Origin of the sequence: uncultured Clostridium sp., from assembly GCF_910588715.1 — a bacterium.
Taxonomy (GTDB): Bacteria; Bacillota; Clostridia; order Clostridiales; family Clostridiaceae; genus Clostridium.
The window spans coordinates 98,426-121,567 of sequence record NZ_CAJURG010000006.1 but is presented as its reverse complement, the minus strand read 5'-3'; the positions used below and the strand labels follow the sequence as shown (position 1 = coordinate 121,567).

The following is a 23,142-nucleotide window of genomic DNA, read 5'->3' as shown; positions in this document are numbered from 1 at the left end:
GATTAGTTCTTACAATAACAGGTGGAGCTATAGCTTTCATTACAGGAAAAAGTAGCAAGATAATAAAAAAAGAAAAATAAAATATAAATAAAAAAAGTCAGCTAAAAGGTAAATTTATTCTTATAAAATAAAAAATAAAAAGTAAGCTGACTTTTTTTATGGAATTTTTAAAATTAATAGTAAAATATAGAATTTTTAAAACAAAAATAATAGACAATAATGTATTTAAAGTTTATAATATCCTATATGTTGTAAAAATGTAAAAAAGTACAAAGAGATTAAAAAGGGGTGAACATACATAAATGAAGGATAAGAAAAATAAAGTCACAGCTATGGCTATGGCAACAACAATAGCAGTAACAACAATGGCACCAGTACCAACAACTACAGTTTATGCACAGGAATTGGACAAGACACAAATAGAAACAAAGGTTAAGGAAGAAAGCAAAGCACAAGACATTACAAAGGCAGAAGCTCCAGAAAGTGAAAACAAGGGAGTAGAAACAAATAATAAAGAAACAAGTAATGTAGAAAATGAGAAAAAAGAAGAAAGCACAGGCAATAAAGAAAACAATGAGAATAAGGCAGAGGAAGAAAAAGATAATACAGAAGCAAAGGACAAAGTAGAAAATCAAGATAATAAAGAAAATACAGAAGAAGCTGAAATTAAAGATAGCAATGAAAAAAATGAGATTATAGAAAATACTGAAGATAAAACCTTAGAAAAAGTTGAAACAGCTGTTAAAGACAAGGATTTATCTAAAGCAGAAGAAGATAAGGATAATGGGAATAAAGATAAGACTGTAGAAGAGAAAGCTACAGGAATTGAAATTAATGAAACAAATTTTCCGGATGAAGAATTTAGAAAGTTTATTGTTGATTTTGATACTGATAGGGATAATGCTCTTTCAGAGACCGAAATAGGGAGTGTAGATAGTATTGATGTTAGCAAAACAGCTGTTAGTAATTTAGCGGGAATCGAACATTTTGTAAATCTAGAAACTTTAATTTGTACTGGACGCCCTATAACGAGTTTAGATGTAAGTAGTAATACTAAATTAAAAACTTTAAATTGTTATAATACAAAATTAGCAAGTTTAAATATTGGTAATAATTCTAATCTTACTACTATTAACATAAATGATACTATTATATTAAATGATTATATTATAACAACTCCAGAGTTTAATATTAAAAATGAGCTTGATATTATGGATATTAATAATGTAACTGTAGATAGTCCTTTAAACTTAGATAAAACTACAGGTGTAGTAAGTAATTATGGAAGTGAGATAAATTATAAGTATAATTGAGGAACTTCTAAAAATGGACAATTAGATTTAAATGTTAAAGTTAATGTTAATATAATTGAAATTAATGAAACAAATGTACCAGATGCAGAATTTAGAAGATATATTAAAAATGAAATAGCATTTGATTTAAAGTTAACTCAAAAAGAAATAGATGATGTAACAGAAATTGAAACTCAGCCTTTGCTTGGAGGAAAATATGACATTAAAGATTTTACTGGGATTGAAATTTTTACTAATTTAGTGTCGTTAAATTGTTCTGAAGCTAACTTAACTGCTCCACTTGATTTATCTAAAAATGTTAAATTAGAAAGCTTGGATTGTTCTAATTCAGGAATTACAGAGCTTAATCTTGAAAATAATGTTAATTTAAATTACTTAAATTGTAGTAATAATGATATTTTAAGCTTAGATATTTCTAAAAATGATAATTTAGAAACTTTAAATTGTTCAGGTACAAAAATTAGCAATTTAGATGTAACATCAAGCAAAAGCTTAAATGTATTAGATTGCTATGAGATGAAGGCAGATAACTTTACACTAAAGACAAATGAAAATCTAACACGTTTATGGTGTATGGGTTCAGAAGACAAAAAGGTTAATATAAATTTAGATATAAGTAAAAGTATAAATTTAGAGGAGTTAAATTGTTCAAATACAAATATTGCACAATTAAATCTTTCTAATAATACAAAATTAACAGACTTAAATTGCTCATATACAAATATTACAGAATTAGACCTTTCTAATAATAAAGAATTAAGTAGAGTAACTTGTACTAATACAAATATGACAGATTTAAATGTTAGCAATATGGAGAAGTTAAATGAATTAGATTGTCGAGATTCAACAAAGCTTAAGAATATAAATTTAAGTGGTACTACGAATTTAACAAATTTAACTTTGAGTAATACAGCGATTTCAGAATTAAATGTTAGTCATATTACAAATTTAGCATCTTTATATTTAAATAATACACCAATTAAAGAATTGGATTTAACTAATAATTCTATGTTAGGTACTCTTGATTTTTCAGGAACAGAAATTACAAAATTAGATTTAAGTCAAAATAATAATTTAACTCAAATTTTCTTTGTGGATACTGATATAGTAAATCTTGATATTGGTACTGGAAAAAATATTTATTCTTTCACTCAAACAGAGGGAAACCCTCATCAAACTGGCGATTTTAAAATAGAAGTAGATTTTACTGTAACAGATGATACCTTTAGTGTTAAAGAAAAATTAGGTTTTAACGAGGGAGAAATAAAAATTACAAGTGGTGCTATATTAAATGGTGATGTCATTAGTAACTATGAAATTGGACAACCAATAGTATATGAATATACTGTAGGTAGTTATGAGTATGTAAGTGGGGCTCAGCCACAACATTTTGATGTAACTATGGAAGTAACATTAAATCCTGTAAAGGCAGAAAGTGCAATTTCAATTATTAATCTTGATAATATTAAGAAGGTGTATGATGGAAAGCCTGTTAACTTAACAAAAGATGATTGCCAAATTACAGGAAGCAAGGGTGCAGTTACTTTTACTTACTATGATAGCAAAGGAACAGAACTTTCTTCTGCACCAACGGAAGCAGGAAAATACAAGGTAAAAGCTGAAGTAGCAGAAACAACATATTATAAGTCTGCTGAAATAGTAGTAGATTTTGAAATTACAAAAGCAAAACCAAATACAGTTGTAGAACCTAGTAATTTATCTGCTATATCAGGAAGTAAGCTAAGCACTATTGCTTTATCAAGTGGATGGGAATGGGTTAATCCAGAGGAAACTGTTATTGTTAAAAATAGTGGATATAAAGCAAGGCTTAAAGTAGATGATAAAAATTATGATTATAAAGGTATTGAGGGTTATAATTCAAAGGAACACTATGTAGAAAGAACACTTAAAGTTTCTGTTTCTAAAGCCCAAAATACTTGGAAGGTAACTCCTTCAATAAAGAGTTGGACTTATGGAGAAAATGCAAATGCTCCTGTTGGTAGTGCAAGTTATGGAACAGTAACCTTTACTTATAGTAATTCTAAGACAGGAACCTTTACTGATATAGTTCCAACAGAAGCTGGAACATGGTATATGAAGGCAAATGTTTCTGAAGGTGATGAGTATACAGGTCTTAATAAAGTAGTGGAATTTAAAATAGAAAAAGCAAAAGCTAAAGAGTTAATAAATCCAAGTAATTTATCTGCTGTTCAAGGTGATGAGCTTAATACTATTAAATTACCAAGCGGATGGGAATGGGTTAATCCAACAGAAACTGTTAATGTTAATAATAGTGGATATAAGGCAAGAATTAAGGTTGATGATAAAAACTATGATTATACAGGTGTTGAAGGTTATAATTCAAAGGGACACTATGTAGAAAGAACACTTAAAGTTTCTGTTGCAAAAAATAAAAATAGCTGGAAGGTAAACCCATCAATAAATGGCTGGACTTATGGAGAAAAAGCAAATGCTCCTGTTGGTAGTTCAAAATATGGAAATGTAGTATTTACTTATAGTAGCTCTCAAACTGGTAGGTTTGAAGAAGCTGTTCCAACGGAAGCTGGAACATGGTATATGAAAGCAACTGTTTTAGCTAATGATGAATATACAGGCTTAAATGAAATAGTAGAGTTTACTATTGCAAAAGCAACAGCTAAAGAAGTAGTAAATCCAAGTAACTTATCAGGAGTTCAAGATAATGAGCTTAGAACTATTGTTCTTCCTGAAGGATGGACATGGGTTAATCCAACAGAAATTGCTACTGTTAAGAATAATGGATATTTAGCAAGGCTTAAAGTTGATGATAAAAATTATGATTATACAGGTGTTGAAGGTTATAATTCAAAGGGACACTATGTAGAAAGAACACTTAAAGTTTCTGTTGCAAAAGGAGAAAATACATGGATTATATCTCCAGCTATTAAAAATTGGACATATAATCAAGCTCCAAATTCTCCAGTAGGAAGTGCAAAGAATGGAACTGTAAGCTTCACTTATAGCAATTCTAAAACAGGAACATTTACTGATGTAGTTCCAACGGAAGCTGGAATATGGTATATGAAAGCAACTGTTGCTGAAAGTGAAGAGTATAAGGAACTTAGTGAAGTTATTGAATTTAAAATAGAAAAAGCAAATGCACAAGAAATTATAATTCCAAATAATTTATCTGCTGTTCAAGATGATGAACTTAATACCATCAATTTACCAAGTGGATGGGAATGGGTTACGCCTAATCAAAAAGTTACAACTAAAAACAATGGATATAAAGCAAGACTTAAAGTTGATGATAAAAATTATGATTATACAGGTGTTGAAGGTTATAATTCAAAGGGAAGCTATGTAGAAAGAACACTAGAGGTCTCTGTTTCTAAAGGAGAAAATGCTTGGACTATTGCTCCACAAATAAAGGGTTGGACTTATGGGGAGAAAGCAAAATCTCCAGTTGGTAGTGCTGAGCATGGTGATGTAGTATTTACTTATAGTAACTCGAAGACAGGTACATTTACGGATAAAGTTCCAACAGAGGCTGGAAGATGGTATATGAAGGCTACTGTTTTATCTAGTGATGAATATAAAGGTTTAAATGAAATAGTAGAATTTACTATTGAAAAAGCAACGATTAAAGAAGTAGTAAATCCAAGTAACTTATCAGGAGTTCAAGATAATAAGCTTAGCACTATTGTTCTTCCTGAAGGATGGACATGGGTTAATCCAACAGAAATTGCTACTGTTAAGAATAATGGATATTTAGCAAGACTTAAAGTAGACGATAAAAATTATGATTATACAGGTATTGAGGGCTATAATGAAGCTGGACATTATGTAGAAAGAAGACTTGAAGTTTCTGTTGCAAAAGGAGAAAATACATGGATTATATCTCCAGCTATTAAGAATTGGACATATAATCAAGCTCCAAATTCTCCAGTAGGAAGTGCAAAGAATGGAACTGTAAGCTTCACTTATAGTAATTCTAAAACAGGAACTTTTACTGATGTAGTTCCAACAGAAGCTGGAACATGGTATATGAAAGCAACTGTTGCTGAAAGTGAAGAATATAAGGAACTAAGTGAAATTGTTGAATTTACTATTGAAAAGGCAATACCAAACTATGAAGCTCCAAAGGATATAACAGCAATTTATGGACAAACTTTAAAAGAAGTTATTTTACCAGAAGGCTTTTCATGGAAAAATGGTGAAGAGGTTGTTGGAAATGCTGGAACAAATAAATTTAAGATTAGCTATACTCCACAAGATACTAATAATTATAAGGTAGTAAATAATATCGAAATTGATATTGTTGTTAAACAAGCAGTAAATAAGTGGATAGAAGAGCTTTCAATAGAAGGGTGGACTTATGGAGAAAAGCCAAATAAGCCAGTAGCTTCTGCACAGTTTGGAGAAGTAAAGTTCACTTATAGTAATACAAAAGGTAGGGCTTATACAGGGGAAATACCAACAGAGGCTGGAACATGGTATGTAAAAGCAGAAGTTATAGGAAATGATAATTATACTGGAATTTCGCAAGTTAAAGAGTTTAAAATTGAAAAAGCTGTTGCACCAGAAATAGTTTTACCTGATAATTTATCAGCAGTACAAGATGATAAACTAGATAGTGTTAGTTTACCAGAAAATTGGACATGGGTAGATAAATCACAAACTGTTACAATTAAAAATAATGGATATAAAGCAAGACTTAAGGTTGATGATAAAAATTATGATTATACAAAGGTTGAAGGTTATAATGAAGATGGAGGCTATGTAGAAAGAGTTCTTCAAGTTTCTGTTTCAAAGGTTCAAAATACTTGGAAGGTAACTCCTTCAATAAAGGGTTGGACTTATGGAGAAAAGGCAAATACTCCTGTAGGAGATTCTAAATATGGTGATGTAATATTTACTTATAGTAACTCTAAAACAGGAACATTTACTGATGTAGTTCCAACTGATGCTGGAAAATGGTATATGAAGGCAACTGTTTTATCAACTGATGAATACACAGGTTTTAATGAAATAATTGAATTTGAAATAAAAAAGGCTACTCCAAAATTTGAAATTCCAAAGGATATAAAAGAATTTTATGGACAAACTTTAGAGGATATTAAATTACCAGAAGGATTTACATGGAAAGATGATAAACAACCAGTTGGAAATGTTGGAACAAATAAGTTTATAGTAATTTATACACCAGAGGATATAAATAACTATGAAATTGTAGAAAATATTGAAATTGATGTTATTGTTGAAAAGGTAAAAAATAACTGGACAGAAGATATTTCTATAGAAGATTGGACATATGGAGATAAGGCAAGTAATCCTTCAGCTTCTGGAAAGTTTGGAGAAGTTATTTATGTTTATAGTAATAAAAAAGATGGGGAATATACAGCTGATGTTCCAACAGAAGCTGGAAAGTGGTATGTAAAGGCAGTCGTAGAAGAAACAGAAAATTACTATGGATTAGAAAGCAAAGCCTTAGTATTTAATATAACACCAAAAGATGGCACACAATTATCTATATCAGAAATTAAATCTGATAAAGACCTAGATAACTTAATAATAAAAGATGGAAGCAAGATTTTAGATAGTAGTAAGGATTATAAGGTTACAAAGAAACAAGAAGGAAATACTGTAACAGTTACAATAACCTTTAAGGGGAACTACACAGGTACAATTATAAAAACTTATGAAGTAGAAGTTAAACCAAGTCTTCCTCAAACAGGGGAAAGGAGTAATCTTGGATTATGGGGATTACTTCTTACAATAACCGGTGGAGCTATAGCCTTTATTACAGGAAAAGGTAATAAGAGAATAAGAAAAGAAAAATAAAATAAAATATAAATAAGCTTTATCCTATAATTTAAAAAATATATAAAAAGCTTACTAATTAAATGTTCTTGATTTAAAGTTGCATTTTAATTAGTAGGCTTTTTTTAAATTTTAAAAAATTTGACTAAATATATATAAAGTTTTGTGGTATAATCTATAAGGTTAAAATAACTGTGAGGTGAAGACATGAAACCACTAGCAGATTTAATTAGACCTACACAATTAAGTGAAATTTGTGGTCAGGAGCATATATTAGGAGAAAATAAAATATTAGATAGAATAGTTAAAAGTGGTAGAATTTCAAATATGATATTTTATGGACCACCAGGGGTAGGGAAGACTACCGTAGCAAATATAATTGCAAAGCAAGCTGGAAAAAGGTTTTATAAACTAAATGCAACCAATGCCTCATTAAAAGACATTCAAGAAATAACAAAAGAATTAGATACTTTTTTAGGGATTAATGGTGTAGTTTTATATTTAGATGAAATTCAAAATTTTAATAAAAAGCAACAACAATCACTTTTAGAATACATAGAAGATGGTAGAATAACATTAATTGCATCAACTACGGAAAATCCGTATTTTTATATTTTTAAAGCACTTCTTTCAAGGTCAACTATATTTGAATTTAAACCAGTAAAAGAAGAGGATATAAAAAAGGCAATTAACAGAGCAATACATATTAAAAGTAAAGATTATAATGAAATAAAATTAGATGTTAAAGAAGAAGCTATAAATTATTTAGCTTCCTATTGTAATGGAGATGTTAGAAAAGCAATTAACGGATTAGAAATTGCTTTAAATTCAACTAAACCTAATAGCAATAAAATTTTAGTTATTGATTTAGAGGTTGTTAAAGATTCAACTCAAAGTAAGGTTATTGCTTATGATAATAATGGAGATGCACATTACGATATACTTAGTGCATTTCAAAAGTCAATTCGTGGTAGTGATGCTGATGCTGCAATTCATTATTTAGCTAGACTTATTAAGGCAGGGGATTTGATTTCTATTTGTAGGAGATTACAAGTTATTGCATCAGAGGATATTGGTCTTGCATATCCACAAGCAAGTTTTATAGTTAAAGCCTTAGTTGATTCTGCAAGAGAATTAGGTTTTCCAGAAGCTAGAATACAACTTGCAGAAGCCACAATACTTTTAGCAACAAGCCCAAAATCAAATTCTGCATATTTAGCAATAGATTCTGCACTTAATGATTTAGAAAATTTAACTATAGGGGATATTCCTAAGGCTTTAAAGGATGCTCATTATAGTGGAGCTTGCAAGATGGGAAGAGGATTAGAATATAAATATCCACATAATTATCCAAATCACTATGTTAAGCAACAGTATTTACCTGATAATATAAAAAATAAAGTTTATTATGAGTATGGTAATAATAAATTTGAAAAAGCAACTAAAGATTATTGGGACAGAGTAAAAAAATAATAAAAATTTTAATCTTAGTTGACAAAAGCCGAGTAAGTTAGTATGATATAAATATAAAGCATAGCAAAAAAGTCTGAATAAGGGGTGAGAGAATGAAATTATCAACTAAAGGAAGATATGGAGTAAAAGCTATGGTTGAATTAGCAATAAATTACGGAGATTCTCCCCTATCAATAAAAACTATTTCACAGAGACAGGGAATATCTGAATATTATTTAGAGCAACTATTTTCCCCGCTTAGAAAGGCAAAACTTATAAATAGTATAAGGGGTGCCCAAGGGGGATATATATTAGGAAGAGAACCAAAAGATATTAAGGTTTCAGATATAATGTATGTACTTGAAGGCCCTATAGAAATTGCTGATTGTATTGAAGGGGTTGCTTGTAATAATATAGATTGTTGTGCAACTAGGCTTTTATGGGCAAAGATAAAAAATAGTATAGATGATGTTATGGAAGGCATAACTTTACAAGATATAGTAGATGACTACAATAAAATTAAAGAAAAAAACGAAGCACTAACATTACAGAGGAGTGAATAAATTATGAAAACAGTATATATGGATTATGCGGCTACTACTTATGTAAAGCCAGAAGTTTTAGAAGAAATGATGCCATATTTTACAGAAAAGTTTGGTAATCCATCATCTTTTTATGGAATATCAAGAGAGACAAAAATGGCAATAGATAAAGCAAGAGGACAGGTAGCAAATGCTTTAAATTGCGATATGAGCGAAGTTTACTTCACTGGTGGTGGTTCTGAAGCAGATAACTGGGCAATCAAGGGGATTGCAACTGCACACAGAAAAAAAGGAAATCATATAATAACTACTAAAATTGAACATCATGCAGTTCTTCATACTTGTGAATATTTAGAGAAAAATGGTTTTGAAGTAACTTACTTAGATGTTAATGAAGAAGGATTTATTGATTTAGAAGAATTAAAAAATGCAATAAAAGATAATACTATTTTAGTATCAATTATGTTTGCAAATAATGAAATAGGAACTATTCAACCTATAAAAGAAATAGGTGCAATTTGTAGAGAAAGAAAAGTTTTATTCCATACAGATGCCGTTCAAGCAGTTGGAAATGTTCCAGTAGATGTAAAGGAAATGAATATTGACCTTTTATCTTTAGCAGGTCATAAGATATATGGACCTAAGGGTATAGGTGTTTTATACATAAGAAAAGGTGTAAGAATAGACAATTTAATCCACGGTGGTGGTCAAGAAAGAGCAAGAAGAGCGGGAACTGAAAATATTGCATCAGTTGTTGGATTAGGTAAAGCTATAGAGTTAGCTACAAAAGATATTGAAGCTCATATGGAGAGAACTTCAAAACTTAGAGATAAGCTTATAGATGGAATATTAGAAAGAGTTCCATATTCGTATTTAAATGGACCAAGAGGGGATAAGAGATTACCTGGTAATGTAAATGTAAGATTTACTTATATAGAAGGAGAATCAATTTTATTATCATTAGATTTTGAAGGAATATGTGCATCAAGTGGAAGTGCATGTACATCAGGTTCGTTAGATCCATCTCATGTACTTTTAGCAATAGGTCTACCACATGAATTAGCTCATGGATCATTAAGATTAACTTTAGGTGATGGCTCAACAGAAGAAGATGTTGATTATGTTTTAGAAGTATTACCTGGAATTATACAAAGAATAAGAAATATGTCACCATTATGGAGTGATTTTGTTAAGAAGGGAGAAAAATAATTATGATATATACAGATAAAGTTATGGACCATTTTAGAAATCCAAGAAATGTAGGAGAAATTGAAGACGCAAACGGTATTGGAGAAGTTGGAAATGCTAAGTGCGGAGATATAATGAGAGTTTATTTAAAAGTAGAAGATAACATTATTAAAGATGTTAAATTCCAAACTTTTGGATGTGGTTCTGCTATAGCTTCATCTTCAATGGCTACAGAAATGATTAAAGGAAAAACTTTAGAAGAAGCTTGGGAATTATCAAATAAAGCTGTTGCTGAAGCTTTAGATGGACTTCCACCAGTAAAAATGCACTGTTCAGTATTAGCAGAAGAAGCTATACACAAAGCAATTAATGACTACAGAAAAAATGCTGGATTAAGCACTGAGGGATGGGAATTCGAAGAAACAGATCATGATGAATTACATGATGCAGTACACGGACACGAATAAAAAAACTTAAGGTGTGATTTATTGATGGAAAAAAAGAAAAAAGTTGTTATAGGTATGAGTGGCGGAGTTGATAGCTCCGTTGCTGCTTACCTTTTAAAAGAGCAAGGCTATGATGTTATTGGTGTTACAATGCAAATTTGGCAAGAAGATAAGGATTATACAGAAAGAGAAGGTGGATGTTGTTCGCTTTCAGCTGTAGATGATGCTAGAAGAGTTGCTAATAAAATTGGAATTCCTTTTTATGTAATGAATTTTAGAGATAGCTTTAAAGAAAAGGTTATTGATTATTTTGTTCAAGAATACATAGATGGAAAAACACCAAATCCATGTATAGCATGTAATAAGCATTTAAAGTTTGATGAGTTATTAAGAAAAGCTCAAGGAATAGGTGCTGATTATGTTGCAACAGGACATTATGCTAAAATTGAAAAAGATGAAAATGGAAGATATCTATTAATTCGTTCAGATGATGATAGAAAAGACCAAACATATGCTTTATATAATTTTACTCAAGAGCAATTAGCACATACTCTTATGCCTTGTGGAGAGTACACTAAGGATAGAATAAGAGAAATTGCAAAAGAAATTGGATTATCTGTTTATAATAAAAAAGATAGTGAAGAAATTTGCTTTATACCAGATAATGATCATGGTAGATACATAAGTGAAGCTAGACCTTTAGAGGTTACGCCTGGAAATTTTGTTGATAAAAATGGAAATATATTAGGTAAGCATAAAGGAATAGTTTATTATACTATAGGTCAAAGAAAAGGCTTAGGAATAGCACTTGGAAGACCTGTATTTGTAACTGATATAAATCCTAGAACTAATGAAGTTGTATTAGGTCCAGAAGAGGATATATTTAAGACGGATTTAGTTGCTAAAGATGTTAACTTTATTCCTTTTGATAAGCTTGAAGAGCCTATAACTGTTGAAGCTAAGGTTAGATATTCAGGAAGACCAGCAGAAGCTGTTATTTCACCTTTAAGAGATGGAAAGATAAAAGTTAGCTTTAAAGAAAAGCAAAGAGCAATAACAAAAGGTCAATCTGTTGTTTTCTATCAAGGAAACAAAGTTGTTGGCGGAGGAATTATTGCTGGTATAATATAATAAAAAGATTTTTATTATATTAACTTTTTATAAATAATCTTTTATGAAGTATATTAATAAAAATAACACATATTAAAGGGAGCTATATCTTATTGAATTAAGAGTTTTCAATAAGGTATAGCTCTCTTTTATTTAATTAAAGCAATTCTATTCCAGCTTCTTCACATTTTTTATGAGTATATTCATCCCAAATAGAAGCTTGAACTTCACCTATATGGGCTTTTCTTAAAAAGAACATACAAATTCTTGATTGTCCAATTCCGCCACCCATAGTTAAAGGAAGCTTATCTTCTAATAATGCTTTGTGGAATGGAAGTGTACGTCTATCTTCACAACCCGATTTTTGCAATTGATATTCTAAAGCATTTTTATCAACTCTAATTCCCATAGAAGAAAGCTCTATAGCTGAATCAAATAATGGATCATAAAATAAAATATCACCATTAAGTGTCCAATCATCATAGTCAGGGCTTCTACCATCATGTTTTTCTCCAGATTTTAAAGTATCCCCAATTCCTAGTATAAATACAGCTTTATGTTCTTTACAAATAGCATTTTCTCTTTCTTTAGATGTAAGGTTTGGGTACATATCTTCAAGTTCTTGTGCAGTTACAAAAGTAATGTCTTCCGGAAGAACTTTTTCAATTGATTTATATTCCTTAGAAACAAAGTTTTCTGTTGCTTTAAATACAGAAAATATTTTTCTAACAGTATCTTTTAAAGTGTTTAAGTTTCTATCTTCTTTATTAATTACTTTTTCCCAATCCCATTGGTCAACATAAATAGAGTGTAAATTATCTAGTTCCTCATCACGTCTAATAGCATTCATATCTGTATATAATCCAAAACCAGCTTTAAATTTATATCTATTAAGAGCAAATCTTTTCCACTTTGCAAGAGAATGAACAATTTCTATATCACTATCTTTAATTGCGAGCATATCAAAGCTTACTGGTCTTTCTATTCCATTTAAATTATCATTTAATCCTGAACCATTTTCAAGAAATAATGGAGCAGATACTCTTGTTAAGTTTAATGTTTCAGCAAGTTTGCTTTCAAAAAAATCTTTAACCTTTTTTATTGCTATTTCTGTTTCTATTAATGATAAATTAGATTTATAGTTTTCTGGTATGAAAACTTTAGATTTTAATTCTTTTGCCATAAAAATAACCCCCAATAATGTTATAATATAATATTATGGGGGTAAATGCCAAAATAGTAAAGAATAAATATTTATAGTGTAATGCGTAAAACCACTGTGCCTTGTGCCTGTGGATGTAAGCATTTTAAGGAAGTAGGTTCGATACCTAACTCCCTTAACTCTTTTGATTTTGAATATACCTTAATCCACTATCCCAAAACTTATTTTTCTTTAATTTAGGAAAAGCTTTGAATATCTCGCTAGCACTATCTCTTGTTCTAGAACTTCAAAACCGTAATTAAAAGCTATGCTTTTAAACATTTTTGATATTTCATATTCCAATTCATATTTAAAAATTTGTGTATATATTTAGGACAAAATACTATATGATAGTTAATGTTATAGATACTATGACTTCTTTTCCTTGATAACAATGTAAGGAGGTGAAAAGATGAAATTATCATTCAAATTTAAACCACAAATTAGTTCAAAACAATTAGAGATTATAGAGGAATTAAGCTACCATACTACCAAGCTATATAATATAATTAGCTATGATTTAAGGGAAAATGGATTTAAAAATTATTATGATATTGAAAAGTGCTATAAAAATAATTGGCATTGTGATTTTCTGCATAGTCATACTAGACAACAAATGTTTAAAGTATTAGAACAGAATTGGAAAAGTTATTTTGCAAGTATTAAAGATTTTGGAGTTAATCCAAACAAATATAAAGGACTTCCTAAGCCTCCCAAATTTAAAAATACTGAAAGAAATAAAAATGAAATTATATTTACTAACTTAGCTATAAGGTATCAAAATGATATATTAAAGTTATCTCTATCTAAAGCTATTCGTGATGAATTTAAGGTAGATAGTCTTAATTTTGAAGTTTCAAACAAACTTCAAAGCCTTATAAATTGGGATAGAATACAACAAGCTAGATTTAACTTTGACAAAGTTCAAAAAGAATGGAACTTAATCATAATCTATAATAAAGATGAAATTGAAAATACATCTAATAATATCATGAGCATTGATATTGGTTTAGATAATTTAGCTACTATAACTTTCAAAGATGGTGTTAATCAATATATCTATTGTGGTAGAGCATTAAAATCTGTTAACTCTTATGTCAATAAGAGAATAGCTTATTTACAAAGTATTGAAATGAAGAAATATGGTTCAGATAAATTCAAAAACACAAAAGAAATAAATAGACTTAGAAAATATAGAAGTAATTATATCAATGATTATTTACATAAAACTAGCAAGAGTGTAATTGATAAGGCTATTGAAAATAATGTAGGTAAAATAGTTATAGGAAAGTTAAAAGATATTAAACAAGATATGAATTATAATAAATCCTTTGTTCAGATACCGACACAACGACTAGTTGAGTTAATAACGTATAAAGCTAAATTGCAAGGAATAGAAATAAAACTGCAAGAAGAATCTTATACAAGTGGATGTAGTGCTATAGACTTAGAACCAATAACAAAGAAATATTACAATAAGAGTAGAAGAATAACGAGAGGACTTTTCAAAAGTGGATATGGAATATTAAATGCAGACATTAATGGTAGCTTAAATATATTAAGAAAAGCAGAGAAATGTATTCCCGACTTAGTAAATACTATGAGGGATAAGGGTAATTGGACTCACCCACAACGTATAAGGGTTGCCTATTAGGTGGAAGCTTAAATATCAAACTACGTTAGAAGAATCCTCGTACCCTTGTGGTCGAGGTAGTTCAAATATTTTTAAATAAGATACATATAAAGTTTTACTTTTAATTATATTTATTATAAAATAATAATTCGAACTAATATTAATAAATTAAAATTTAAGGAGGGCCTATGAAAAAAAGTAAAATTAATTGGCAAAAAGTTTTAAGTTATTTTGTACTAATAACATTAGTTTCTACTATTGTATTTTTAATTTTTGCAATTAATAATGCACCAACAGTTGCAGACCCTAATGAACCATTTATTCGTATAAAAAGTGATTATGCTTTAATGTTATCACAATGTATTTTAGGAGTAGTTGCATTATTATTACCGGGAATGTTAGAACATAAGTTAAAAATTGAAATACCATCAAATATGTTAATTTTATATACTATATTTTTATATTCAGCAATATATTTAGGAGAAGTTAAGAGCTTTTATTACAATGTTGCAAACTGGGATAATATTTTACATACATTTAGTGGAGCAATGATAGGAGCATTAGGTTTTTCAATTGTAGCTTTATTAAATAAAAGTGAAGATGTTCCAATGAATTTAAGCCCTATATTTGTAGCATTATTTTCTTTTTGTTTTGCTGTAACTTTAGGAGTAATTTGGGAATTTTATGAATTTACTTTTGATGGATTATTAGGACTTAATATGCAAAAATTTGCTTTAGAAAATGGAACACCATTAGTAGGAAGAGCCGCACTTACTGATACTATGGTAGATTTATTTGTAGATGCAGTTGGAGCACTTATCATGAGTATAATAGGATATATTTCACTTAAGTATAATAAGGGATGGATAGAAAAGCTTCAAGTAAGAATAAGAAAATAAAAGTTTATAATATGGGAGGAGTATTTATGGAAATAAAGTTAAATGAACGAGAATTAATGGTTGTTTTAGATTCTTTAGTAGAAGCTTTAGCATTTGATAATGATGCAGATGATATAAGAGATGTTTATAATAGGATTATAAAACAAACTAATATTGATAAATATGAAATTTTAGAATAATTTAATCAAAATAAAAGAGCTATATTTATATTTAAATTTAATATAAATATAGCTTCTTTTTATTTATATAATTTTTAAAATTTGTATAAAATAATATTTTTATAAAGATGTTATTTTAAAAAATATATAAGTTATAAATGTTATATAAATATAATATATCATTAAAAATATAGTAAAAAACAATATTGTGGTTTTTGTATGGTTTAAAAAGCTATAAAGCCAAGAAGCTAATATATCAAAAATCCAAAGTTTGTTTTCTAGTAAGTTTTCTTTTATTACTAATGGTGAGTAATCAGCATTTCTGTTTATTTTATTTTTAATATAATAAGGCAAATCTTCTGCTGTTATAATTGGTGTTTCTAAAGAAGCATTTTCTTCTACAACACAGTTTTCTTGAGGTATAGCAATAATATTAGTTATTGGTATATCACAAGATAAAATATCTTGCAAAATATTATAGCATTTTAAGCATTCTTCTGAAATAGAATTGATAAATTTAAAATCTACTATTATATCTTTTTTAGATTTAATATTGTTTAAATATTCAGTAATACTTGTATTAAGTTTATTGTAATTATTATAAGGGTAATTTAATGTTTTAATAGCAAAAATACCACCATTTGTAATTACCAATTCATCTATAGAACAAAAATCCTCATCATTATTTTCTAAGTAAATGTTATTTAATATAATACTATCATTTTTAAGGCATTTTAAATATTTTGAAACTTTATAGGAGTTACGTATTTTATTATAAAGATAATTTAAATCTGAATAAATTTTATTATAAATATTAAACTTTTTAGCACAGGCATTCATTAAGTAAATAAAATATATAGTTGCTAAAATATTAAAATTAATTTTAAAGATATAACCAATACTAATAAGTAAAAAAGGGAATCTTAATGATGGTGTTTTAAAAATAAAAACAAATACTTCAAATATTGCTTTTATTAGAAAAAAGATAGCATAACCTATTAATTTTATAATTATCCAAAAAATATTTACTAAAATAAGCAACATTTTTCATAGCCTCCTTTAGTATTAGGTTACCTATTTTTTGGAAAATTATTCATCTTTTTAAATAAATTGCTTAGATTTTTTGTGAAAATAATAAATTTAAATTTTTTATTGTTTTTAGTAATTTACATAACTGTTATTACATATATTAAAACATAAATATGAAAGTCTTAAAAGGAGTGATAAATCTATGAATATTTATGTTTTAAAGGCTTATGTTGAGGAATGTTTTAGATTAGGTATAAATCCAACTTTTGAGGGGCTAAATAATTATTACAAAGAAAAGGTTTTCTATAAGGTGAATTTAAAATAAATTTACTTTTGTACTTAAAATAAAGTAGTATAATTGATTAAAGAACTTAAGAAATAAAACAATTTTTAGATTGTTTAAAAAAGAATAGTGTGGTGGATTTAATTTGAATACAAAAAAATTAACAGAAGCAGGAGTATTATCTTCTTTATTTGTTGCAATGAGTATGATGGCAATTTATACGGGAATAGCATATACAATCTACCTTGATATGGTTGTTCCACTTTTTATTTGCTTAATATACATTAGGCTTGGAGGCAAGTATACTTTAATGTCTTCATTAACTTCATTACTTATTGTAACTTTAGTAGTTGGAGATATAGCATCTGCTATTTGGATGAGCCAATGAATAATAATGGGACTTATATGTGGATATTTAATAATAAAAAAAGGAACTATATTTGATGATTTTCTTTACTCAGCAATTTTAGGTTGTTTTGTTATGGTATTAATTGATATATATTTTTCAAAACTAACAGGATATAGTTTTATGAAGGAGTTTGATAGTTATAGAGAACTATTTCCTTTAGGGGAAGAGTATATGTCTATGGCATTTAGTATATTTGTTGCTATGATTCCTATAAGTACGATATTAGTGGCTTATATAGGAGCTTTGTTTATAGGAAAAAAGTTAAATATATTAAATGAAAATACTAATGAAAAATATATAATTATAAGTAATTTTAAAAAATACGGAGCTTATATATGTTGTAGTAAGAAAACTTATATATTTGGAATTATATATTTAATTATATATGAAATATTAAATTTAAAGGGTTTTGAATTTAACTTTGTATATTTTAAGGTTGTTGCAAAGGCAATAAGAGTATTATTTATATACTTTATATTAAAGGATTCATTTTCCTTTGTTATTAGGGGATTATCCTTAAAAACTAAATCAAAGGAAAAATCACAAATTATATGGTTAATATTAATTTATATGATATTAGCTAATTTTAAGTTTACGTTTATTATGTTAGTTTTATTGAGTTTAGGAATTAATTATTTTATGAAATTAAGAGAAATTCAAATTAATATGTTAGATAATATTTTGATAAAAAGATAAATTATTTTACATAGGAGTTTTAGTTTTCATAAAAGGTAAATTAAGAGTGCTTTTTAAATAGTATCTAAGATAAATTTAAATAATTATAAATAAAAAGAGAGTGATGCTTGTATTAGAGTTTAAAATGTAATATAAGTATATCTCTCTTTTTATAATTTAATTTTTGACGACTAATTACTTAATTGTATAATTAAAATTGGATAATATTAATAATAGAGAATAAAAAAGGAGGAATTGTTTTTGAGAATATTGCATACTGGTGATTGGCACTTAGGAAAAAATTTAGAAGGTCAAAGCAGAATGGATGAGCAAGAATTATTTTTAAATGATTTTATAAATATAGTTGAAGAAAATGATATTGATTTAGTTATAATTGCAGGTGATGTTTATGATAGTAGTAACCCACCAGCAAGAGCGGAAAAAATGTTTTACGATACATTAAAAAAGCTTTCAAAAAACGGAGAAAGACTAACATTAATTATTGCTGGAAATCACGATAATCCAGAAAGGTTAGTAGCAGCAGGACCCCTTGCAATGGAACATGGAATAATAATGGTTGGAACCCCAAAAACAGTTGTTAGTTGTGGAGAATATGGAAATCATAAGGTTGTAAGCTCAAAAGAAGGAGTTGTTGAAGTAGAAATCAATGGTGAAAAGGCAGTAATTTTAACTGTTCCATATCCAAGTGAAAAAAGATTAAATGAAGTTCTTTATGGAGAGATGGATGATGATGAAGATAGATTAAAAACTTATGGTGAAAGAATAAAAACTTTATTTGATAACTTAAAGCAAAATTATAGGGAAGATACTATTAATTTAGCGGTATCTCATTTATTTGCAATGGGAAGTGAGGAAGGTGGCTCTGAGAGAAGTATTCAACTTGGAGGAAGCTATATTATAAATGGTTCATATCTTCCAAAAGAAGCTCAGTATATTGCTTTAGGTCATGTACATAAACCACAAATTGTTCCAGGAACAAATAAAAGGGCAAGGTATTCTGGTTCACCCCTTCATTATAATAAAAAAGAAATAAATATAAATAAAAAATGTTTTATTATTGATGTAAAACCAAAAGAAGAGTGTAAAATAAGTGAGGTTGAATTTAAGGTATATAAGCCTATAGAAATTTGGAAATGCGAAAGTATTGAAGATGCAATTGAAAAATGTGAAATAAATAAAGATAGAGAATGTTGGGTTTATTTAGAAATTAAGTGTGATAGGTATATAAGAGAAGATGAAATAAAGAAAATGAAGGATATAAAAAAGGATATCTTAGAAATATCACCTAAGATTATAGATAGTTATGATGAGGAAGTTGCAGTTTCAATTCAGGAGAAATCTTTTGATGAAATATTTAAAGATTTTTATAAGAAGGAAAGAAATGTAGAAGCTGATGAGGAAGTTGTAGAGTTGTTTTTAAAATTAATAAGTGAAGAGGATGAAGAAAATGAGACCAATTAAGCTTAAAATAAGGGGATTAAATAGTTTTATAGAAGAACAAACAGTAGATTTTGAAAAATTAACTGATAGAGGGCTTTTTGGGATTTTTGGAAAAACAGGAAGTGGTAAATCTACAATTTTAGATGGAATAACTTTAGCTTTGTATGGTGATGTTTCAAGAAAGAGTTCTAATTATATAAATACAAATTGTGATAAATTAAATGTTAGTTTTGAATTTCAAATATCAGGTGCAGAAACTAAAAGATATTTGGTTAATAGAGAATTTAAAAGAGATAAAAAAACGGGAAATCCTGTATCTGGCAAATGCAAAATAGTTGATATAACAAATGGAGAAGAGGTTTTAGCAGATAAGGTTAAAACTGTAACAGATAAGTGTAAAGAAGTGATTGGACTTAGTTTAGAGGACTTTAGTAGAACAGTTGTATTGCCACAGGGAAAGTTTTCAGAATTTTTAAAGCTTGAAGGAAAACCAAGAAGGGAAATGTTAGAGAGGCTTTTTAATTTAGAGGAATATGGTGATAAGCTTTCAATTAAGTTATCTAAGGAAATTAATAAAGAAAGAACAGAAAATAGTGTTTTATTAGGACAGCTTAAAGGATATGACGATATAAGCGAGGAAAAGAAAAGAGAAAAAGAGGAGGAGTTAAATAGTAGCATTAAAAAATTAGAAGGTGTTAATAAAGAGCTTGAAAGTATAGAAAAAGAATATAAAGAAAATCATAAGCTTTGGGAAATGCAGCTTGAATTTAATGAATATAAAAATAGAGAAAATGAACTTGTTAAAAAAGCTGAAAAAATTGAGGTGTTTAAAGAAAAAGTAAAAACAGCGGAGTCTGCAAGTAAGGTGAATCCCTTTATAATTGCTTATGAAGAAACATTAAAAAATATTGATTTAACAGAAAATAAATTAAGAAAAGTTAAAGTAAAGTGTGAAGAGCTTAAAGGTAAAAAGATTGAATGGGAAGAAGCTTGGAACAAAGCTTTAATAAATAAAAATACATATCTTCCTAATTATAAAATACAGGAGGAAAAGATAAAGGAAGCAATAGAAGATAAGAATAATTTAATAGCTTTAGAAAATGAAATAAAGAATAGCAATTATAATATTGAAGAGTTGAATAAAAAGAAAATAAAAAATGAAGAAGATTTAAAAGACTGTGAAGAAAGATTAAAAAGGGGTAATGGTTTATTAAAAGAAAAGGAGGATTATAGAGAAACTTTAAATATTAGTAGAGAATTAAAAGAATATGTTCAAGAGGGACTAAATATAACTAGAGATTATGAAGAAGTTTATAAGAGTGTTAAAGATTATAAAATAAAGTTAGAAGAAAATGAAAAAGTTTTAAAAAAATTATTAGAAGAAAAAAATATTTTAAAAATTAATTTAGAAGAAAATAAGGATTTACTTAAAAAATGTGAGAGTGGTTTAAGTAATTTAATTGAAAGTTGCCCAGAAACTCAAGATGATTTATTTAATTTACAAGAGAAGTATACTGAGCTTAATGGTAAATTAGATATATTTAAAAGGTCAAAAGAAAATATATTAAAAAATAAAAGTTTAATTAAAGATTTAGATGAAAATTTAAATATTAAAAAAGAAATTTATATTAATTTAGAAAATGACCTTAAAAAGCTAAAAGATGAATTTATTAAAGTAGAAAGAGAAAATTTAGCTCATAAATTAAGAGAAGAATTAAAAGACGGGGATATTTGTCCAGTTTGTGGTTCTTTAAATCATAATAAAGAAAATATCAAAGGTATTAAAGTTTTAGATATTAGCAATCTTGAAAATAGTATAACTTTAAAAGAAAGTCAATTAAATGAATTATATACTAATATAAAGGAAATAGAAGTTAAGATAATTTCTTTAAGAGAAAGTGTAAAAGAGAATGAAAGTGAAATTAAAAATTTAGGTGAAGGTTTTAATGAAGAAGAGGTCTTAAATCTTCAATTTAAAATAAGTAATTTAAGAAACAAATTAAAAAAATATGCTTTTAAAAAAGAAGAATATGAAAAAGAATTTAATTTATTAAGAGAGGAAAATAATGCTTTAAATATTAATTATGTAAAGTTAGAAACAAAAATTAAGTCTATAGAAGATTTGATAGAAGAAACAAAAATTGAGAAGAAAGAAGCAGATAAAAAATTAGAAGATGTTGAAAAAAGCTTACTTTCCCTTAAAGAAAAGACTAATATTAAAGATTTTAAGATTAAAAGTGAAGAAATAAATAGAATTGAACATGAAAAGGAAGAAGTGGATAAGACAATTAAAAATTATAGAAATAGATTAGAAGAGCTAAGCAATAAAAGAGATAACTCTATAAAAAGCTTAAATGAAACTAATCAAGAATTAATAAAAGCTACTACTTTTTTAGAAAATAAAATAAAAAATAGAGATGAAATCTTAATAAAAATTAAGGATAAAGTTAGTGACATAAATAATATTGAAGAAATATTAAAAAATATTCAAATAGAAATAAGAAAAATTGAAGCGAATTATATTTTATCTGAAAAAGAAAAAAATGAAGCAAATAAAGATTATGAAGAATGTAATTTAGAGTTAATTAGCATAGCCTCAAAAAGTAAAGAGTTATATAAAAGAAAAGATGAGGAAAAACAAAAACTAGAGTTGGCTTTAAAGGAAGAAAACTTTTTAAATACAGAAGAAGTTAAGTTTAATATTTTAGAAAAGGAAAAAATAGAAGAATTAAAAATAGAAATTGAAAGTTATAATGATAATTTATCAAAAGTTAAAGGTGCAATTGAAAGTATATCTAAAAAAATTGGAGATAGAAGTTTAAGTGAAGAAAAATGGATTTCTATACAAAATAAAAAAGAAGAAAAGGAAGTTGAGTTTAAGGAAGTTAATGAAATAAAAATTAAGCTTCAAGGAGAACTTAATATAATAAAAGAAAAGATGGAAGAGTTAAAAGGGCTATGGGATAAAAAAGAAAAGCTAGATCATAAGCTTGCTCTTTTAAATGACTTAGATAAATTATTTAAAGGTAAAAAGTTTGTTGAATTTGTTGCAACAACTAGGCTTAAATATGTTTCTCTTGAGGCTAGTAAAAAGTTAAAAGAAATAACTAATGGAAATTATGGATTGGAAGTTGATGAGAATGGAAAATTTATAATTAGGGATTATAAAAATGGAGGAGCTAAAAGAGATGCATCTACGCTATCAGGGGGAGAAATATTTTTAGCATCCCTTGCTTTAGCTCTTGCATTATCAGCAGAGATTCAACTTAAGGGAACTGCACCACTTGAATTATTTTTCTTAGATGAGGGATTTGGTACTTTAGATGATAATCTTTTGGAGGTAGTTATGAGCTCTCTTGAAAGAATTCATAATGATAAATTAAAAATAGGAATAATAAGTCATGTTGAATCTATTAAAAACAGAGTTCCTGTTAAGCTTTTAATTACTCCAGCAGAAGCAGGAATGGGAGGAAGTAAGGTTAAAATTGAAAGGAGCTAAAATCAAAAATTACATAAATATTGATAAAGTAGTTTTTAAAAA

Annotated in this window: 17 protein-coding genes; 15 read left to right on the top strand and 2 right to left on the bottom strand. The window is 27.5% G+C overall.

What is annotated here, in order from left to right; genetic code table 11:
* The first annotated feature begins 302 nt into the window (after positions 1 to 302).
* The 7 genes from QZ321_RS09710 (at position 303) to mnmA (ending at position 11,874) form a co-directional block, all read left to right on the top strand.
* The gene (locus tag QZ321_RS09710; RefSeq protein WP_294196707.1) at positions 303 to 1,313 is read left to right on the top strand and encodes a hypothetical protein; all 1,011 of its coding nucleotides are present in this window, start codon (positions 303 to 305) and stop codon (positions 1,311 to 1,313) included.
* 180 nt (positions 1,314 to 1,493) lie between these two features.
* Positions 1,494 to 7,136, top strand: coding sequence for a leucine-rich repeat domain-containing protein (locus QZ321_RS09705; RefSeq protein WP_294196706.1), 5,643 nt, complete (start codon positions 1,494 to 1,496; stop codon positions 7,134 to 7,136).
* A 186-nt stretch (positions 7,137 to 7,322) separates the two neighbouring features.
* Positions 7,323 to 8,588 (top strand): replication-associated recombination protein A, encoded by a 1,266-nt coding sequence (locus tag QZ321_RS09700; RefSeq protein WP_291750252.1) that lies wholly within the window; start codon positions 7,323 to 7,325, stop codon positions 8,586 to 8,588.
* A gap of 92 nt (positions 8,589 to 8,680) precedes the next feature.
* The gene (locus tag QZ321_RS09695) at positions 8,681 to 9,130 is read left to right on the top strand and encodes an Rrf2 family transcriptional regulator (protein ID WP_291750255.1); all 450 of its coding nucleotides are present in this window, start codon (positions 8,681 to 8,683) and stop codon (positions 9,128 to 9,130) included.
* Positions 9,131 to 9,133: 3 nt separating this feature from the next.
* Positions 9,134 to 10,318: a cysteine desulfurase NifS gene (gene nifS, locus QZ321_RS09690; RefSeq protein ID WP_291750257.1), complete on the top strand. Its 1,185-nt coding sequence runs from the start codon at positions 9,134 to 9,136 to the stop codon at positions 10,316 to 10,318.
* A gap of 2 nt (positions 10,319 to 10,320) precedes the next feature.
* Positions 10,321 to 10,764: a Fe-S cluster assembly scaffold protein NifU gene (nifU, locus tag QZ321_RS09685; protein WP_042395324.1), complete on the top strand. Its 444-nt coding sequence runs from the start codon at positions 10,321 to 10,323 to the stop codon at positions 10,762 to 10,764.
* Positions 10,765 to 10,785: 21 nt separating this feature from the next.
* The gene (gene mnmA, locus QZ321_RS09680) at positions 10,786 to 11,874 is read left to right on the top strand and encodes a tRNA 2-thiouridine(34) synthase MnmA (RefSeq protein ID WP_291750259.1); all 1,089 of its coding nucleotides are present in this window, start codon (positions 10,786 to 10,788) and stop codon (positions 11,872 to 11,874) included.
* A 136-nt stretch (positions 11,875 to 12,010) separates the two neighbouring features.
* Here mnmA and asnA read toward each other — a convergent pair whose 3' ends face one another.
* A complete protein-coding gene (gene asnA, locus QZ321_RS09675; RefSeq protein ID WP_294196703.1) occupies positions 12,011 to 13,036 on the bottom strand; it encodes an aspartate--ammonia ligase in 1,026 nt (341 codons plus the stop codon).
* A 430-nt stretch (positions 13,037 to 13,466) separates the two neighbouring features.
* Between asnA and QZ321_RS09670 the strand changes: the two genes are divergently transcribed.
* The 3 genes from QZ321_RS09670 to QZ321_RS09660 all read left to right on the top strand — a co-directional run bounded on the left by QZ321_RS09670 (position 13,467) and on the right by QZ321_RS09660 (position 15,765).
* Positions 13,467 to 14,708 (top strand): transposase, encoded by a 1,242-nt coding sequence (locus QZ321_RS09670; protein WP_294196701.1) that lies wholly within the window; start codon positions 13,467 to 13,469, stop codon positions 14,706 to 14,708.
* A gap of 167 nt (positions 14,709 to 14,875) precedes the next feature.
* The gene (locus QZ321_RS09665) at positions 14,876 to 15,586 is read left to right on the top strand and encodes a hypothetical protein (RefSeq protein ID WP_291747693.1); all 711 of its coding nucleotides are present in this window, start codon (positions 14,876 to 14,878) and stop codon (positions 15,584 to 15,586) included.
* Between the two features lie 26 nt (positions 15,587 to 15,612).
* Complete coding sequence (locus tag QZ321_RS09660; RefSeq protein WP_291747696.1) at positions 15,613 to 15,765, top strand: hypothetical protein; 153 nt, start codon at positions 15,613 to 15,615, stop codon at positions 15,763 to 15,765.
* Positions 15,766 to 15,864: 99 nt separating this feature from the next.
* Here the strand turns inward: QZ321_RS09660 and QZ321_RS09655 are convergent, their stop codons facing one another.
* Entirely contained in the window at positions 15,865 to 16,788 is a 924-nt protein-coding gene (locus QZ321_RS09655) for an NERD domain-containing protein (RefSeq protein ID WP_291747698.1), read from the bottom strand.
* A 187-nt stretch (positions 16,789 to 16,975) separates the two neighbouring features.
* Between QZ321_RS09655 and QZ321_RS09650 the strand changes: the two genes are divergently transcribed.
* From QZ321_RS09650 to QZ321_RS09630, 5 genes are all read left to right on the top strand, one after another.
* On the top strand, positions 16,976 to 17,098 hold the full coding sequence (locus QZ321_RS09650) for a hypothetical protein (protein WP_291743096.1): 123 nt from the start codon (positions 16,976 to 16,978) through the stop codon (positions 17,096 to 17,098).
* Between the two features lie 103 nt (positions 17,099 to 17,201).
* On the top strand, positions 17,202 to 17,444 hold the full coding sequence (locus tag QZ321_RS09645; protein WP_291747701.1) for a hypothetical protein: 243 nt from the start codon (positions 17,202 to 17,204) through the stop codon (positions 17,442 to 17,444).
* A 6-nt stretch (positions 17,445 to 17,450) separates the two neighbouring features.
* Entirely contained in the window at positions 17,451 to 18,161 is a 711-nt protein-coding gene (locus QZ321_RS09640) for a hypothetical protein (RefSeq protein WP_291747704.1), read from the top strand.
* A 240-nt stretch (positions 18,162 to 18,401) separates the two neighbouring features.
* Positions 18,402 to 19,622, top strand: coding sequence for an exonuclease SbcCD subunit D (locus QZ321_RS09635; protein ID WP_291747707.1), 1,221 nt, complete (start codon positions 18,402 to 18,404; stop codon positions 19,620 to 19,622).
* Positions 19,609 to 23,100 (top strand): SbcC/MukB-like Walker B domain-containing protein, encoded by a 3,492-nt coding sequence (locus QZ321_RS09630; RefSeq protein ID WP_291747714.1) that lies wholly within the window; start codon positions 19,609 to 19,611, stop codon positions 23,098 to 23,100. The genes QZ321_RS09635 and QZ321_RS09630 overlap by 14 nt, the downstream gene beginning before the upstream one ends.
* Positions 23,101 to 23,142 lie beyond the last annotated feature (42 nt).

Excerpts from the sequence above, each read along its gene's own strand:
- QZ321_RS09640 (WP_291747704.1), top strand. The coding sequence starts at position 17,451 with ATGGGACTTATATGTGGATATTTAATAATAAAAAAAGGAACTATATTT.
- QZ321_RS09660 (WP_291747696.1), top strand. The coding sequence starts at position 15,613 with ATGGAAATAAAGTTAAATGAACGAGAATTAATGGTTGTTTTAGATTCT.
- QZ321_RS09670 (WP_294196701.1), top strand. The coding sequence starts at position 13,467 with ATGAAATTATCATTCAAATTTAAACCACAAATTAGTTCAAAACAATTA.
- nifU (WP_042395324.1), top strand. The coding sequence starts at position 10,321 with ATGATATATACAGATAAAGTTATGGACCATTTTAGAAATCCAAGAAAT.
- QZ321_RS09665 (WP_291747693.1), top strand. The coding sequence starts at position 14,876 with ATGAAAAAAAGTAAAATTAATTGGCAAAAAGTTTTAAGTTATTTTGTA.
- QZ321_RS09700 (WP_291750252.1), top strand. The coding sequence starts at position 7,323 with ATGAAACCACTAGCAGATTTAATTAGACCTACACAATTAAGTGAAATT.
- nifS (WP_291750257.1), top strand. The coding sequence starts at position 9,134 with ATGAAAACAGTATATATGGATTATGCGGCTACTACTTATGTAAAGCCA.
- QZ321_RS09655 (WP_291747698.1), bottom strand. The coding sequence starts at position 16,788 with ATGTTGCTTATTTTAGTAAATATTTTTTGGATAATTATAAAATTAATA.
- QZ321_RS09695 (WP_291750255.1), top strand. The coding sequence starts at position 8,681 with ATGAAATTATCAACTAAAGGAAGATATGGAGTAAAAGCTATGGTTGAA.
- QZ321_RS09630 (WP_291747714.1), top strand. The coding sequence starts at position 19,609 with ATGAGACCAATTAAGCTTAAAATAAGGGGATTAAATAGTTTTATAGAA.
- asnA (WP_294196703.1), bottom strand. The coding sequence starts at position 13,036 with ATGGCAAAAGAATTAAAATCTAAAGTTTTCATACCAGAAAACTATAAA.
- QZ321_RS09650 (WP_291743096.1), top strand. The coding sequence starts at position 16,976 with ATGAATATTTATGTTTTAAAGGCTTATGTTGAGGAATGTTTTAGATTA.
- QZ321_RS09710 (WP_294196707.1), top strand. The coding sequence starts at position 303 with ATGAAGGATAAGAAAAATAAAGTCACAGCTATGGCTATGGCAACAACA.